A 14,333-nucleotide genomic window follows, 5' to 3' on the forward strand; every position below is an offset into this window, starting at 1 on the left:
CCTAGGAGTTCACCATGAGTCCAGAACCGCACACCGGCAAGGTCGTCTCCGCGGACGGCACCGTCATCGCCTTCGATCGGCTGGGTGACGGGCCACCACTGGTCCTCGTGCTCGGAGCCTTCAATGACAGATCGACCCACCAGACCTTCGCGGTCGAATTGGCCTCGTATTTCACGGTATTCAGCTACGACCGGCGCGGGCGGGGCGGCAGCGGCGATGCGCCGGTGTACTCCGTCGATGCCGAAATCGCCGACCTTGCTGCCATTGTCGCGCAAGCGCCCAGCGCGCCTGTGGTCTTCGGCTACTCCTCCGGCGCGGTGCTCGCGCTGGCGGCGACGGCCGCCGGGGTTCCGGTGAGCGGCCTCGCGCTCTACGAGCCGCCGCCGATCCGCGCGGATGAGCCCTTTGCCGAGCGGCTGGATCGGTTGGTCGCGGCGGGACAGCGCGGCGCGGCGGTGGAATTGTTCCAGACCGACGTGATCGGAATACCGGAATCTGTTGTCTCCCAGCTGCGTAATGCGCCGTTCCGGCCGGCGCTGGAGGCAATGGCGCACACGCTGGTTTATGAGATGACCATCCTCGGCGGAGTGGTGCGACCTGCCGACTCGGCGGCAGCGGTGTCGGTGCCGACGGTCGTCATGGTGGGTGAGCAGAGTCCACCACTGCTGCATGAATCCGCGGCGGCGATCGCCTCGGCGAATGCCCTCTTCCGCTTGCAGGTGCTCGCCGGGCAGAACCACGACATCGTGCCCGAAGTAGTGGCCCTCGCGCTGAAAGACCAATTCCTGCAACAGCATTGACTGTCAGTCCGTTCACGGACGTCCTGTTCGTCGGTTGAGTGCAACCGATGGAAGGACTTCTGTGGACATCACCAACGAACCTACGACGGTTAGAGCGGGGCGACGCGAGTGGCTCGGGCTGGCGGTACTCGCACTACCCATTCTGCTGATCTCGGTGGACTTCAGCGTCCTCAATCTCGCACTACCGAAACTCGCCTCGGACCTGGCGCCGAACAGCAGCCAGCAACTGTGGATCTTGGATATCTACGGATTCATGATCGCCGGATTCCTGATCACCATGGGAACGCTCGGCGACCGCATCGGCCGCCGACGGCTGATGCTCTGCGGTGCAGCGGCTTTCGGCGCGTGTTCGGTACTCGCGGCCTATGCGGCAAGTCCTGGGATGCTCATCACCGCGCGAGCCTTGATGGGCGTGGCCGGTGCGACCCTCGCACCCTCCGGACTGGCGCTGATCGGCACCATGTTCGCCGACCCCAAACAACGTGCGGCAGCAGTGGCGGCCTTCACCAGTTGCTTCATGGGCGGCGCCATCATCGGCCCGATCGCGGGTGGTGTTCTCCTGGCGCACTTCTGGTGGGGCTCGGTGTTTCTCCTGGCAGTGCCGGTAATGTTGCTGCTGCTGATCGCAGGCCCACTGCTGCTGCCCGAATACCGGAACCCCGACGCCGGGCGGCTCGATATCCTCAGCGTCGCGCTGTCATTGGCGGCAATCCTGCCGACCGTCTACGGAATCACCGAACTGTCTCGCAACACCCACCAGCCCCTGGCCTGGGCAAGTGTCGCCCTCGGCGCCCTCGTCTTCGGCGCATTCGTGCTGCGGCAGCGCACACTCCAGCAGCCTCTCCTGGAACTGCGTCTGTTCAGCAACCGAATCTTCCGCGGCGCCTTCACCCTCAGCCTGCTGGTCGGCGCCGTCCAAGGCGGCAGCATCCTGATGATCAATCTGTATCTGCAGACGGTGCTCGGCTATTCGACGCTCCGAGCCGGACTGTGGATGGTGCCACCGGCAGTCGCCATGCTGCTGACCATCGGCCTCGGCCCCGCCCTGGCCCGGACAATCCGCCCGGCCTACATCACCGCCGCGGGCCTGACCGTCGCGGCACTCGGCTACGCCCTCATCACCCAGGTGAACACCACCACCGGCCTACCCGCGCTGATCATCGGTTTCGCCATAGCCATGGCAGGCATCGGACCGGGCCTGGCACTGGGCTACGACCTCGTGCTCGGAGCAGCACCGGCCGAAATGGCAGGCTCCGCATCAGCAACCGCGGAGACCGGAGGCCAATTCGGAGTGGCCGCAGGCGTTGCGGTGCTGGGCAGTATCGGCGCAGCGGTATACCGCGCGCATATGCCCGCCCCCATGGCACTACCCCCGATACCCGCCGGTCAAGCACACGAAAGCATCGCAGGCGCAATAACAGTCGCCCATGACGTGCCGCCCACCCTGCGCTACGAAGTACTCGAATCCGCCCGAACGGCATTCACCACCGGGCTGCACACAGTGGCCGCCATCGGCGCAGTCGTCTTCATCGCATTGGCAGCCCTGGCCATCGTCGAGCTTCGACAGGCCCTGCCCAGCAACAAGATTCAGCCGGACAACACCTGATGATCTACACGGGTTGCTGTTGGCGGCGGTATTGGCCTGGGGGAAGGCCGTATTCACGTTTGAATGCTTTGGAGAACGCGTATTCCGAGCTGTATCCGCAGCGTTGAGCGATGGTGTGAATCGGGCTGTCGGTGCGATCCAGTAGCCGGGCCGCAGTGATCATTCGCCACCACGTGAGATAGGTCAGCGGTGGTTGGCCGACAACGGTGGTGAAGCGCTTGGCGAAAGTCGCGCGAGAGACTCCGGCGTGGTTGGCCAATTCCTCTACGGTCCACTGGTTTTCCGGTTGCCGGTGGATGAGGTGCAGCGCAGTGGCAATCGCCGGATCGGTGAGGGCGGTGGCCCAGCCGGTGGTGGTGCGATCAGCGTCTTCATCGAGCCAGGCGCGCAGCACGTACAGCAGCAACATATCGATGAGCGCGGGCAGGATGGCGTCGGTGCCGGAGCCCGGGCGATGCAGTTCACTGCCGAGCATGTCGACCGTGGCGCGGAGCGCACGGTGTTCGCCGATACGGGCCGGCAGATGGATCACCGGCGGCAGGGTTCGCAACAGTGGATGGGGACGGACGACGTCGAATGTGTAGCAGACACACAGTATTTCGGTGACCGCACCCGGGCCGGGAATGTCCAGTTCCACCACCGAGTAGCCGCTCCCCCGGTTCGGCTCGAATTCCACAGCGGGACTGCCGGGTTGGTCGGCCAACGTATGGGCATGCCGGGGTCCGGTGAACAGAATGTCCCCGACCCCCAGGGTCACGACCGGCGACCCGTCAGCCGGAACGAGGCTGCATCCACCCTGCAGCACGATGTGACAGCAGGCGGCATCGCTGGCGGGAAAGCGCACACCCCACGGAGCTCGGCAGGTGCTGCGGCCCGCATATGGCTGGCCCGCCCGCATGGCGGCGAGCACATCGCTGAGAACGTCCACGGAAAGAACGTATCACCGGTCTGATCAGACGATCAGACAAGAAATTCAGACAACAGACCATTTTTCATCCGATGCCGGAGATTTACGGTCGTCTCATGGATGGAATGACGAAGGCTAAGACTGTACTGTTCGACGAGCTCGGTGGCCCGGAGGTCCTGCGCCTGACCGAGCTCGAGATCGGCGAACCCACCACAGGGCAGGTTCGGGTTCGGGTCGACGCCATCGGGCTCAATCGCGGCGAGGCGCTACTTCGGGCCGGGAGTTATTACTACGACGCCGTGCTGCCCCACTCCCGGCTGGGCAACGAAGCAGCCGGGGTCATCGAAGCCGTCGGGTCCGGTGTTGCCGGATTCGCCGTCGGCGACCCGGTCAGCATCGTGGCCAAGCCGACCGATGAAGGGATGTCGGAGCACGGCGTGTACGCGAGCCGCGTACTGGTGGAGGCGAATCGGTTGCTGCATCGTCCCGCTCATATCGATGCGATCACCGGCGCCGCGGTCTGGACTTCGGCATTCACCGCCTACGGCGCCCTTGTCGAGGTCGGCCGGGTTCGCGCGGGCGACACTGTCGTCGTCACCGCGGCATCCAGCAGCGTCGGCATGGCAGCCCTGCAGATCGCGCGCTACCTGGGCGCCACACCGATTGCCGTCACCCGCACCGGCAAGAAGGCCGATCGGCTCCGCAGCGCCGGCGCCGAACATGTCATCGCCAGCGACAATGGCGCTGTCGCGGAACAGATCCGCGCACTCACCGACGGCAAGGGCGCACGGATCATTTTCGACGGTGTCGCCGGACCCGGACTGCCCGACCTGGCCGGCGCCCTCGCACCCGACGGCATCTTCCTCGTCTACGGATCGCTCGACACCCGCACCACTCCACTACCGATGTGGTGGCCGATCAACATCTACGGCTACGCGGTCTTCCACGTTTATGCCGACACCGAACGAGCCTGCCGCGCAGAAACATTCATCGTCGATGGGTTGCGCAACGGCGCACTCACCCCAATTATCGATCGGACCTTCGACCTCACCGAAATCGTCGAAGCCCATCGATATCTCGAATCCAACCAGCAGGCAGGCAAAATCGTCGTCACCGTCCGGCACTGACGGCAAGCGCCGAGCAGGTCTCGCTAGCCTTCGGCGGCGAGCTGGCCGCAGGCGGCGGCGATTTCCTGGCCGCGGGTGTCGCGCACCGTACAGGTGACGCCCTGGGCCACGACGCGGCGAACAAATTCGCGCTCAGCGGGTTTCGGGGAGGCGTCCCACTTGCTGCCCGGGGTCGGGTTCAACGGAATGAGATTCACGTGGACTCGGGAGCCCAGGGCCTTGTGCAGTTTCTTGCCGAGCAGGTCTGCGCGCCAGGGCTGATCGTTGATATCGCGGATCAGGGCGTACTCGATGGAGACGCGGCGGCCGGACTTGTCGGCGTAATACCTTGCGGCATCGAGGACTTCGGCGATGGGCCAGCGGTTGTTGACCGGGACCAGGGTGTCGCGAAGCTCGTCGTCGGGGGTGTGCAGGGAGACCGCGAGGGTCACCGACATGTCCTCGTCGGCGAGTTTGCGGATGGCCGGGGCCAGGCCGACGGTGGAGACCACCACGCTGCGCTGAGAGATGCCCAGGCCGTCGGGAGCGGGAGAAGTGATGCGGCGGACCGCGTTCACCACGCGCTTGTAATTGGCGAGCGGCTCGCCCATACCCATGAAGACGATGTTCGAGAGGCGACCGGGACCACCGGCAACTTCACCGTCACGCAGGGCGGCCGCGGCGGCGCGCACCTGGTCGACGATTTCGGCGGTGGACAGGTTGCGCGTCAAGCCCGCTTGTCCGGTCGCGCAGAACGGGCAGGCCATACCGCAGCCGGCCTGACTGGAGATGCAGAGGGTATTGCGGTCGGTGTACCGCATGAGGACGCTCTCGAGCAGCGTGCCGTCGCCCGCGCGCCACAGCGTCTTGCGGGTGCTGCCGTCATCGCAGACCACATTGCGGACCTCGGTGAGCAGCGGCGGGAAGAGGGCCTCGCCCACCTTGGCGCGCATGGCCTCCGGCAGATCGGTCATCAACGCCGGGTCGGCCACCAAGCGGCCGTAGTACTGGCGGGCGATCTGATCGGCCCGGAATTTGGGGAGGCCGAGCTCCTCGACGGCCGCCCGGCGTTCCTGCGGATCGAGGTCGGCGAGATGCCGCGGCGGCAGACCACGGCGAGGGGCGTCGAACACGAGGGGCAAGGGGGTGGCAGTCATAACCCTTCCAGTGTTCCATCCGAGCCGCCCTTTCGGGCGCGCAGGGTGGGATGCGCTCATCACAGTCACCGTGAGCTCGGCGACAGTGACCCAGCTAATACCGGGCATGAACGACATACCGGAGATAAGGGGCGATATACGTGCACCGGTCATAGCAATCGGCAATGATCAAGCAATGACCACCGACGCCGTACCTACCGCCGGGTCGGAGCCGACCCCCAGTACAGGCAAGAGCAAGAACAAGGGCGTCCTCAAAACCCGCGCGGGCTACGCGTGGATCGGCCTCGTTTTTGCCGCCGTCCTGGGGATCGTCCTTCTGATCTTCATCCTGCAGAACCTGGAACAGGCCAGCGTCTCACTGTTCGGGTGGACCTGGAACCTGCCCATCGGTGTGCTCGTGCTGCTTGCGGTCATCTCCGGCGCACTGGTCACAGCACTGGTCGGCGGCTACCGCATCCTGCAGCTGCGCCGCGCAGCCAAGAAGAACGTCTAACGGGTGACCAGTCGTCGATAAGTGATGCGGTCGAATTCGCGGCCGAACTCGTCGACGGCTGTCACATCCATTTCGCTGGAGAACACGCCCGGGCGCACGTCTACCCGGATGAACGAGTAACGGTTGAAACGCACTCGGGACCAGGCGACCGTTTCCTTCTGGTCCTTGCCGTCGGCGCCCCACAGCGTGCTCTGCACGGGGGTCGTATCGGGCGCGACATTGCCGCGGTAACTTTCGCCGCCGGGGAAGACGCCGTGCGCCGCGCCGCCACCGCCGACCACGTAGTAGGTGGTGCCGTCGGTATCCGGATAGACGATCGAGTTGTCGGGTGCGGCCTTGGTCGGCTGCCCGGCGCGCAGCGGATCGGTGCGCTCGAAATTGTGATTGTGGCCCTGCAGTACAAGATCGACGCGGTACCTGTCGAACAGGTCCGACCAGGCCCCGCGTACGCCGCCGTCGCTCGCGCCGCCGATGCCGGTCGCGTACGCGCACTCGTGGTAGAAGCACACGATGAAATCGATATTCGGGTCGGCGCGGTAGGCGGCCAGCGTGCGCTCCACCCAACTCGTCTGTGCCCCACCGGAATAGCCGAGATTGGCCTGCACCTGATAACTGACCTCGTTCGCGTCGAGGGACAGCACCGCCACATTGCCGTAGCGGAACGAATACACCGACGGGCAACCCGGCGCACCGCCGCCGACCAGCGGATCACCTCCGGAGAACTCGAAACGCGCCTGCAGGCCGCCGTATCCGTGGTTGCCGTACACGGCCTCCATATCGTGATTGCCGGTCGCGAACATCCACGGCACCCGCGCGGCACTGCCCTCGATGGCCTGCAGATAGGTGTCCCATACGAACGGGTTGTAGGCGTCGATGTCCGGGCGCGGCGCAGTTCCATTGGGCACGAACCAATCCGGGCCACCGCCGTGCGAAGTGTCGGCGTAGCAGAGGTCACCGGCGAGGATGTGGAACTCCGGAGCGGAGCCCACGATCTGGCGCTGAATGTTCTCGGCATTGCGGGAACCCGGCGCATCGCCCTCGCCGTACTTGTTGCGATACGCGCCCGCGGGCATGCCGCCGGGCTGCGCCGGAGCATCGTCCACACCCTGGTCTCCGACCATGGTGAAGCGGAACGGCAACAACGCCGCGCGAGAGCTCGGCATGGCTGTATTCGCCGAAACCACCTCGCCCGCAAAGCCATAGGAGCTGCGCCAGCGGTAGAAGTGCGGCATGCGGCCGGGCAGATCATCAACCGACGCGTGCACGTAGAACTGCTCCGCGGCCAGTACTCCCCCGTCGGTACGCGGCAGCTGGGTCACCAGATTGCGCACCTCACCCTCGACCGTCGCGCCCAGCGCGGGCGTCGGACCGTGATCGAGAAACACCTTGGCGCCCTGAGGATTCCGCGACAGCTGGGCCGAGAACCGCAACTGGCTGGCGGCATCCGGGCCGTAGCCGACGTGCCTGCCCGCCACCCCGAGGGGTGCGTCATCGGCGTAGGCGTAGCCCACCCGGCCGAACGGAGCGCCTGCCGCCATGGCCGCCGCCGCACTCCCGCGCAGGAACGAACGGCGGCTCACCGCATGCCGGCGCAGGAACGACCGATGCCAGTCGTACTGCTCGGCCATCGTCATATGCGCGGCCAGAGCGGCGGGAATGCCCGTGCGGGGCACCAGGCCGGGAGGATTCAGCATCGAGGGACCCTTGTCTTCGTGGGGATGGCCACGTCATCCAAACGGGGAAACCTTACGGTCTGCCGACACCGGGATGAACAGAACGGGCGGTCACACGCCGGCCAGCAGCAGATCAGCCCCCGTCTTGCGATATAGACCGGGCGCAATGCCGTATTCGCGCTTGAAAGCCTTGCCGAAGGCGTACTCCGAGCCGTATCCGGCACGGCGGGCCACGCTCGACAGGGGAGAATCGGTCTCGCGCAACAGTCTTGCGGCGGTGATCATTCGCCAGCGGGTCAGATAGGACAGCGGCGGCTCACCGAGCATGAGGGTGAAGCGCTTGGCGAAGGCCGCGCGGCTGAGACCGGCCCGCTCCCCCAGCGACTCCACCGTCCAGCCGTGCTCCGGGTTCTCGTGGATGCCACGCAGTACGGCAGAAATGCCGGGATCGGCGAAAGCCGCTGCCCAGCCGGAGATTTCGTGCGCCGCGACCTCGGTGAACCAGGCGCGCAGGATGTAGAGCAACAGTAGATCCAGCAGGGCGGGCACCGCGGCATCACCGCCGGGACGCGGATCATCGAGTTCGGCGGCGAGCAACTCGACGGCGGCACGCAGGGGTGGGTGACTGCCCAGCCGAGCCGGAATGTGCACTACCTCAGGGAGTTCGGTCAATAGCGGGTGGGTGCGGTCACTGGCCAATTGGTAGGAGCCGCACAGCAGAGTCGCGACCGGGCCCGGTCCGTCGATGACGCGGATATCGGCGGGACCGGCGGTTTCGGTGAGCGGGGTGCCGGGCTGATCGACCAGACCATGCGCGACACCACGCGGCATGAACACCACATCACCGACACCGAGCGCCATCGGATCAACGTCAGCCCTGGTCAGCCAGCAGGTGCCCTGCAGCACGATATGGAATCCGGCGCCCTCGATGCGCGGGTACCCCCGGCCCCACGGCGCATGCCGCACGAACATGCCGGACGCGGGGCTGCCGGTACGTGCGGTGGCCAGCACCTCACTGAGAACGTCCATGCCGAAAATCCTATCCGGCAAGACGATTGGACATCGAGGCAAGATGGTCGATCATTTATCGTCTTCGCTCCCGCTCATACAGTGAGTTCAACACCGAGAACGCCCCGACAGGAGATTCACATGAGCAAGAACCAGGGTCCCGCTCCGCGCTCGCTGACCGAGGAGGAGCTCATCACGCTGATCGGTGCACAGCAGTTCGGAGTACTGGCGACGGTGAAGCGCTCCGGGCATCCGGCGATGTCCACGGTCCTCTACCGCTGGGATCCCACCGAGCGCGTCATCCACATCTCGACCACGGCCGAACGGCTCAAGGCCAAGCAGGTGCGCAATGACTCCCGGGTCTCGCTGCATGTCAGCGGACCCGATGTGTGGTCGTTCGCAGTGGCCGAAGGCGACGCCGAGGTATCGGATAGTCCCGAGGAGCTGCTCGCCTACGCCGGGTATCCGGCCGCGTCCTCCGGGTACCCGGAGGACGCGGCGGCGTTCCTGGCCGAGCAACGAGCCGAGGGGCGGGTCGTGATCGCCATCAAGGTGGCGCGGCTGTACGGCACCGCGCTCGACGTTTCATAGCAACTCGGAGCAGGAACTCAGAGCAGCGCGGTCAGTACCAGCCAGGCCACGAAGGCGGACGGCAGCATGGAATCCAGGCGATCCATGATGCCGCCGTGGCCGGGCAGCAGGGTGCCCATGTCCTTGATGCCGAGTTCGCGCTTGACCTGCGATTCGATGAGATCGCCGGTGGTGGCGACCAGCACCAGGCCGACACCGAGCAGCACGCCGATCATCGAATTGGCTTGCAGCAGCAGGGTCACGGTCAGCAGACCGCCGATGACGCAGAAGACCAGCGAACCGCCGAAGCCCTCCCAGGACTTCTTCGGGCTGATGTGCGGAACCATCGGATGCTTGCCGAAAAGCACACCCGCGACATAGCCGCCGACATCCGAGCAGACCACCAGAACCATGAAGGTCAGCACCCGCAGATTGCCGTCGTCCTGCTGCAGCATCAGCACCGCGAAAGACGCCAGCAGCGGGATCCAGGCCAGCACGAAAATACTGATCGCGGTGTCGCGCAAATAGTTTCGAGGCGTCGCCCGGAGACCATGATCGAACAGCCGCCACACCATGACCGCCAGCGCCGTCGCACCGAAGGCCCCGAGCACACCCTGCGGACCCCACGGCCAGGCCAGCCAGACGATCGCCTGACCACCTACCAGCAGCGGAATCCGCGGCACCAGGACATCGGCCTCACGCAGTCGCTTGGCCACCTCCCAGGTCGCGACCGCGATGGCCGCGGCGATCACGCCGATGAGCACCTTGGGCGCGAACAGCAGAATCGCGATGAGCGACAGGCCCAAGCTCATGCCGACCGCCAGCGCGGCGGGCAGATTGCGCCCGGCCTTCGAGGCGGGCGCGGCCGGGACCGCTGCCTCGGGTGACTCCGGCTCGGTAGCCGGTGGTGCCGGTTCGGAAACAGCCGACGGCACCGCCCCCGCGGTCCCCTCGCCGGGCGGTGTCACCGCATCGGTGGCGGCAGTTTCTTCGGCCACGATTGTCCTGTCGCTCACTTGTCGTCCGTTCGTCCCTACCCCCGGCCGGGCATCGCCGGCCGTCCGTGTCAGATTCGAGCGACTCAGACCTCGAGCAGCTCAGATTCCTTGTGCTTCACCAGTTCGTCGATAGCGGCGACGTACTTCGCGGTGGTCTTGTCCAGTTCCTTTTCGGCGCGACCGACCTCGTCCTCGCCGGCCTCACCGTCCTTCTGGATCCGGCCGAGCTCCTCCATGGTCTTGCGCCGCACATTGCGGATGGAGATCTTGGCGTCCTCACCCTTGGACTTGGCCTGCTTGACCATCTCGCGGCGCCGCTCCTCGGTCAGCTGCGGGACCTGCACGCGGATGATGTCGCCATTGTTGGTCGGGTTCACACCCAGATCGGAATTGCGGATCGCGGTCTCGATCGGCTGCAGCTGGCTCTGCTCATACGGCTTGATGATCAGCATGCGCGGCTCGGGCGTGCTGATACCGGCGATCTGGGTGATAGGCGTGGGCGACCCGTAGTAGTCCACGACAACCCGGGAGAACATGCCCGGATTCGCGCGACCGGTCCGAATGGAACCCAGGTCGTCCTTCGCCACCGAGACGGCCTTCTCCATCTTTTCCTCGGCGTCGAAGAGCGCTTCTTCAATCACGGCGTTTCCTCCACAGCGTCATCGTTCTTTCCACCGGTCACGAACGGACCAGCGTGCCGATCTTCTCACCGGCGACGGCACGGGCAATATTGCCCTTCGTCAACAAATTGAACACCAGCATCGGCATCTGGTTGTCCATACACAGGCTGAACGAGGTGGCGTCGGCCACCTTCAGCCCACGTTCCAAGACCTCTTGGTAGCCGATCTCGGTGAACATTTTGGCGTTCGGGTCTTCTCGCGGGTCCGCATCGAAGATGCCGTCGACCCCCTTGGCCATCAGCACGACCTCCGCACCGATCTCCAGCGCACGCTGCGCGGCGGTGGTGTCGGTCGAGAAGTACGGCATACCCATCCCGGCGCCGAAGATCACGACCCGGCCCTTCTCCAGATGCCGCTTGGCGCGCAACGGGAGATACGGTTCGGCGACCTGGCCCATGGTGATGGCGGTCTGCACCCGGGTGTCGATGCCCTGCTTCTGCAGAAAGTCTTGCAGCGCAAGGCTGTTCATCACAGTGCCGAGCATGCCCATGTAATCGGAGCGGGCGCGTTCCATACCGCGCTCCTCGAGCTCGGCGCCGCGGAAGAAATTACCGCCGCCGATGACCACAGCCACCTGGACACCGTCCTCGACGACCTCCGCGATCTGCTCGGCGACGGCCTGCACCACATCCGGGTCGAGACCGACTCGGCCACCGCCGAACATCTCGCCGCCCAGCTTGAGGAGCACTCGGCGATAACCCTTGCGGTCGGGCGCCGTATCGGGGTCCGTCATCGGTCTCCTTGTCCTCGGCAGTCGCGTAACCACGCACATGAAAAGGCCACCCCGGCGCACGCTTTGCACGGGACGGCAACAAACTTGTTCTATCCTGCACCACGAGCGGTCACGACGATGCGGCGACCCTCTATACCGCGCCCGAATTCGAGATATTCGGGGCATGCTGCGCGCGGTCCAACTGTACGGCAATCCGGTCGGCAGCCGCCTGATCAGCGGGCCTCGCGAGACGCGAAACGCTTTGAAACGCAAGGATTTCAAATACCATCTCGGTCATGACGCTCTTCTCACACCGGGCCATCGCCGGCGGACTCGCCGCCCTGGCATTGACCTCTACGCTCGTCGCCGGGGCCGGCGCCGCCGGCGCGGAAATTCCCCTCGAGGTCGCACCCGTAGATACGACGACACCGGCCGGTTCCGGCTCCGCGGGAACCAGTTCAGCCATCGGCTCGGCCCAACTGCCGTTATCCGCACTCTGGACACTCAGCGCTGCCGAACAGGCGGCTGGTCTTCCCGATTTCAGCCCACTGAGCGCCGCTGCCACCAACGCCACCCGCGACACGCCACTCGGTTGGCTGGCTCGAAACCTGCTCGGTCCGATCGTCAGTGCCGCAGGAAGCGGGGGCTGCGCGAGCACGGTCTGCGGGAACCTTCCTCCCGCCTGACAAGTACTGTCGACACTTGTCGCCTCCCTAGGGATCAGGGGTTCGGGGGGATCCGTCCAGACCATGAAATCATCGGCGCTGGATCAGCTTTGAAGTCAATACATTTCAGATATTGTCCGGCCTATGACCCCCCAAACCCGTTCCCTCCGAATCGGATTCGCGGCCTTTGTCCTCGCCACAGCCCTGGCCACCGCCGGCCAGGCCGCCGCCGAAATCACGCCGCAGCCGGTCGGCGCATCCGAAACCTACAGTGGCTCCGCCGCAACCGGCAGCAGTTTCTTCCTCAACAGGCTCGTCACCTACCTCACGTCGGGCAGCTCCAGCTGCCCACCCTGGGCAATCGCCTGCGCACCGCTCTGACGCGCCCTGACGACCGCCCGGCGACCGTCGGGGCATAGACCGCAAAAGGCCCCTCGCTCATCGAAAATCGATGGGCGAGGGGCCTTTCGGGTTTGTCAGGCGATCAGGCCTGGCCGACCTCGAAGCGAGCGAAGGCGGTGATGGTGGCACCGGCCTCGTCGAGCTGCTGCTTCACGGTCTTCTTGCTGTCGGTGACCGACGACTGCTCCAGCAGGACAACGTCCTTGTAGAAGCCGTTGACGCGACCTTCGGTGATCTTGGCGAGGGCGGCCTCGGGCTTGCCCTCTTCGCGCGCGGTCGCCTCGGCGATCGAACGCTCCTTCTCGACGAGGTCGGCGGGAACCTGGTCGCGGGTGACGTACTTGGCCTTGAGCGCGGCAACCTGCATGGCGGCTGCGCGGGCGGCATCGGCGGCAGCTTCGCTGTCACCGGTGTACTGGACCAGCACGCCGACGGCGGGCGGCAGGTCGGTGGCGCGCTTGTGCAGGTAGGTCGCGACCGGGCCGTCGAAAGCGACGGAACGACGCAGCTCGAGCTTCTCGCCGATACGGGCGGCCAGCTCCTGCACGGCCTGGTCGGCGGTCTTGCCGCCCAGGTCGACAGCCTTGAGCGCATCCAGGTCGGCCGGACGCGTCTTGACGGCGGCCGCGACGATCGTGTTGGCCAGCTCCTGGAACTCCGCGTTCTTGGCGACGAAGTCGGTCTCGGAGTTGATCTCGATCATGACGCCGTCGAGCGAGGCAACCAGGCCCTCGGCAGTGGAGCGCTCAGCGCGCTTGCCGACGTCCTTGGCGCCCTTGATGCGCAGGATTTCGACTGACTTCTCGAAGTCGCCGTCGGTCTCCTCGAGCGCCCGCTTGCAGTCCATCATGCCGGAGCCGGTGAGGTCGCGAAGCTTCTTCACGTCAGCGGCGGTGTAGTTCGCCATGTTGGGCGAGCCTCCTCAGTGTTGGAATGTGGTGGTCACACCTTGCCGCCCGCTTCCAAACAGGAAGGGGCGGCAGGGTGAACGAACTTCGTTGTCGCGACTCAGAAGTCAGCCGGGGTGGTGGCCGGGGGAACCTCGGCCACAGCGGCCTCGGCCGCAGTCTCGACGGGAGCCTCGACAACAGCCTCGGCCTCGACGGCAGCAGCGTTCTCAGCGGCAGTCTCGACAGCCGGAGTCGCCGAAGACAGCAGCTCCTGCTCCCACTCGGCGAGCGGCTCGTTGACGGCGCCGGCCTCGGGCTTGGAATCGCCACCTGCACGCGAGGCACGAGCCTGCACGCCCTCGGCGACAGCGGAGGCGACAACACGGGTCAGCAGCGCGGCCGAACGGATCGCATCGTCGTTACCCGGGATCGGGTAGTCGACCAGGTCGGGATCGCAGTTGGTGTCCAGGATCGCGATGACCGGGATGTTCAGCTTGCGAGCCTCACCGACGGCGATGTGCTCCTTGTTGGTGTCGACGACCCAGATGGCCGACGGAACCTTGGCCATGTCCCGGATGCCGCCGAGGGTGCGCACGAGCTTGTTCTTCTCACGCGTGAGCATGAGGATTTCCTTCTTGGTGCGACCGTCGAAGCCACCGGTCTGCT

17 protein-coding genes are annotated in these 14,333 nt (G+C 65.6%); 7 read left to right on the forward strand and 10 right to left on the reverse strand.

Translation table 11 applies throughout. From position 1 onward, the window contains the following. Positions 1-14 precede the first annotated feature (14 nt). A complete protein-coding gene (locus JWN03_RS02160) occupies positions 15-800 on the forward strand; it encodes an alpha/beta fold hydrolase (RefSeq protein WP_297608839.1) in 786 nt (261 codons plus the stop codon). 61 nt (positions 801-861) lie between these two features. After that, positions 862-2,406: an MFS transporter gene (locus tag JWN03_RS02165; protein ID WP_297608843.1), complete on the forward strand. Its 1,545-nt coding sequence runs from the start codon at positions 862-864 to the stop codon at positions 2,404-2,406. Between the two features lie 4 nt (positions 2,407-2,410). Here the strand turns inward: JWN03_RS02165 and JWN03_RS02170 are convergent, their stop codons facing one another. Beyond that, positions 2,411-3,334, reverse strand: coding sequence for an AraC family transcriptional regulator (locus JWN03_RS02170; protein ID WP_297608847.1), 924 nt, complete (start codon positions 3,332-3,334; stop codon positions 2,411-2,413). A gap of 95 nt (positions 3,335-3,429) precedes the next feature. On the opposite strand from JWN03_RS02170, the gene JWN03_RS02175 reads away from it, so the two are divergent. Further along, complete coding sequence (locus JWN03_RS02175) at positions 3,430-4,440, forward strand: zinc-dependent alcohol dehydrogenase family protein (RefSeq protein WP_297608850.1); 1,011 nt, start codon at positions 3,430-3,432, stop codon at positions 4,438-4,440. Between the two features lie 23 nt (positions 4,441-4,463). On the opposite strand, the gene rlmN is transcribed toward JWN03_RS02175, so the two are convergent. Continuing rightward, positions 4,464-5,576, reverse strand: coding sequence for a 23S rRNA (adenine(2503)-C(2))-methyltransferase RlmN (gene rlmN / locus JWN03_RS02180; protein ID WP_297608853.1), 1,113 nt, complete (start codon positions 5,574-5,576; stop codon positions 4,464-4,466). A gap of 175 nt (positions 5,577-5,751) precedes the next feature. Here rlmN and JWN03_RS02185 point away from each other — a divergent pair, with 175 nt between their 5' ends. Then, positions 5,752-6,069, forward strand: coding sequence for a LapA family protein (locus JWN03_RS02185; RefSeq protein ID WP_297608855.1), 318 nt, complete (start codon positions 5,752-5,754; stop codon positions 6,067-6,069). On the opposite strand, the gene JWN03_RS02190 is transcribed toward JWN03_RS02185, so the two are convergent. Together JWN03_RS02190 and JWN03_RS02195 are read right to left on the reverse strand one after the other, a co-directional pair. After that, positions 6,066-7,763, reverse strand: coding sequence for a metallophosphoesterase (locus JWN03_RS02190; protein ID WP_297608858.1), 1,698 nt, complete (start codon positions 7,761-7,763; stop codon positions 6,066-6,068). The genes JWN03_RS02185 and JWN03_RS02190 overlap by 4 nt on opposite strands. A 90-nt stretch (positions 7,764-7,853) precedes the next feature. Then, entirely contained in the window at positions 7,854-8,771 is a 918-nt protein-coding gene (locus JWN03_RS02195; protein WP_297608861.1) for an AraC family transcriptional regulator, read from the reverse strand. A gap of 120 nt (positions 8,772-8,891) precedes the next feature. Between JWN03_RS02195 and JWN03_RS02200 the strand changes: the two genes are divergently transcribed. Next, complete coding sequence (locus JWN03_RS02200; RefSeq protein WP_297608866.1) at positions 8,892-9,341, forward strand: pyridoxamine 5'-phosphate oxidase family protein; 450 nt, start codon at positions 8,892-8,894, stop codon at positions 9,339-9,341. A gap of 17 nt (positions 9,342-9,358) precedes the next feature. Here JWN03_RS02200 and JWN03_RS02205 read toward each other — a convergent pair whose 3' ends face one another. The 4 genes from JWN03_RS02205 to JWN03_RS02220 form a co-directional block, all read right to left on the reverse strand. Further along, positions 9,359-10,288, reverse strand: a complete 930-nt coding sequence (locus tag JWN03_RS02205; protein WP_297608908.1) for a phosphatidate cytidylyltransferase — start codon at positions 10,286-10,288, stop codon at positions 9,359-9,361. Between the two features lie 113 nt (positions 10,289-10,401). Continuing rightward, positions 10,402-10,959: a ribosome recycling factor gene (gene frr / locus JWN03_RS02210; protein ID WP_297608869.1), complete on the reverse strand. Its 558-nt coding sequence runs from the start codon at positions 10,957-10,959 to the stop codon at positions 10,402-10,404. Positions 10,960-10,996: 37 nt separating this feature from the next. Continuing rightward, positions 10,997-11,731 (reverse strand): UMP kinase, encoded by a 735-nt coding sequence (gene pyrH, locus JWN03_RS02215; RefSeq protein WP_297608872.1) that lies wholly within the window; start codon positions 11,729-11,731, stop codon positions 10,997-10,999. A 130-nt stretch (positions 11,732-11,861) separates the two neighbouring features. Continuing rightward, positions 11,862-12,008, reverse strand: coding sequence for a hypothetical protein (locus JWN03_RS02220; protein WP_297608875.1), 147 nt, complete (start codon positions 12,006-12,008; stop codon positions 11,862-11,864). Between JWN03_RS02220 and JWN03_RS02225 the strand changes: the two genes are divergently transcribed. Both JWN03_RS02225 and JWN03_RS02230 read left to right on the forward strand, forming a co-directional pair. Then, entirely contained in the window at positions 12,007-12,396 is a 390-nt protein-coding gene (locus tag JWN03_RS02225) for a hypothetical protein (RefSeq protein ID WP_297608878.1), read from the forward strand. The genes JWN03_RS02220 and JWN03_RS02225 overlap by 2 nt on opposite strands. A gap of 123 nt (positions 12,397-12,519) precedes the next feature. After that, positions 12,520-12,756, forward strand: coding sequence for a hypothetical protein (locus JWN03_RS02230; RefSeq protein WP_297608881.1), 237 nt, complete (start codon positions 12,520-12,522; stop codon positions 12,754-12,756). A 103-nt stretch (positions 12,757-12,859) separates the two neighbouring features. Here JWN03_RS02230 and tsf read toward each other — a convergent pair whose 3' ends face one another. After that, a complete protein-coding gene (gene tsf / locus JWN03_RS02235; RefSeq protein ID WP_297608884.1) occupies positions 12,860-13,684 on the reverse strand; it encodes a translation elongation factor Ts in 825 nt (274 codons plus the stop codon). A 101-nt stretch (positions 13,685-13,785) separates the two neighbouring features. Further along, on the reverse strand, positions 13,786-14,333 hold a 548-nt coding region (rpsB, locus tag JWN03_RS02240), incomplete at its 5' end, for a 30S ribosomal protein S2 (RefSeq protein ID WP_297608887.1).

The organism is Nocardia sp. (genome assembly GCF_025465275.1).
GTDB lineage: Bacteria > Actinomycetota > Actinomycetes > Mycobacteriales > Mycobacteriaceae > Nocardia.

What these genes read in the sequence shown, in the direction of transcription:
- JWN03_RS02225 (WP_297608878.1), top strand. Translation starts at nt 12,007, where the DNA reads ATGACGCTCTTCTCACACCGGGCCATCGCCGGCGGACTCGCCGCCCTG.
- JWN03_RS02200 (WP_297608866.1), top strand. Translation starts at nt 8,892, where the DNA reads ATGAGCAAGAACCAGGGTCCCGCTCCGCGCTCGCTGACCGAGGAGGAG.
- tsf (WP_297608884.1), bottom strand. Translation starts at nt 13,684, where the DNA reads ATGGCGAACTACACCGCCGCTGACGTGAAGAAGCTTCGCGACCTCACC.
- pyrH (WP_297608872.1), bottom strand. Translation starts at nt 11,731, where the DNA reads ATGACGGACCCCGATACGGCGCCCGACCGCAAGGGTTATCGCCGAGTG.
- JWN03_RS02230 (WP_297608881.1), top strand. Translation starts at nt 12,520, where the DNA reads ATGACCCCCCAAACCCGTTCCCTCCGAATCGGATTCGCGGCCTTTGTC.
- rlmN (WP_297608853.1), bottom strand. Translation starts at nt 5,576, where the DNA reads ATGACTGCCACCCCCTTGCCCCTCGTGTTCGACGCCCCTCGCCGTGGT.
- JWN03_RS02190 (WP_297608858.1), bottom strand. Translation starts at nt 7,763, where the DNA reads ATGCTGAATCCTCCCGGCCTGGTGCCCCGCACGGGCATTCCCGCCGCT.
- JWN03_RS02195 (WP_297608861.1), bottom strand. Translation starts at nt 8,771, where the DNA reads ATGGACGTTCTCAGTGAGGTGCTGGCCACCGCACGTACCGGCAGCCCC.
- JWN03_RS02220 (WP_297608875.1), bottom strand. Translation starts at nt 12,008, where the DNA reads ATGACCGAGATGGTATTTGAAATCCTTGCGTTTCAAAGCGTTTCGCGT.
- JWN03_RS02160 (WP_297608839.1), top strand. Translation starts at nt 15, where the DNA reads ATGAGTCCAGAACCGCACACCGGCAAGGTCGTCTCCGCGGACGGCACC.
- JWN03_RS02185 (WP_297608855.1), top strand. Translation starts at nt 5,752, where the DNA reads ATGACCACCGACGCCGTACCTACCGCCGGGTCGGAGCCGACCCCCAGT.
- JWN03_RS02175 (WP_297608850.1), top strand. Translation starts at nt 3,430, where the DNA reads ATGGATGGAATGACGAAGGCTAAGACTGTACTGTTCGACGAGCTCGGT.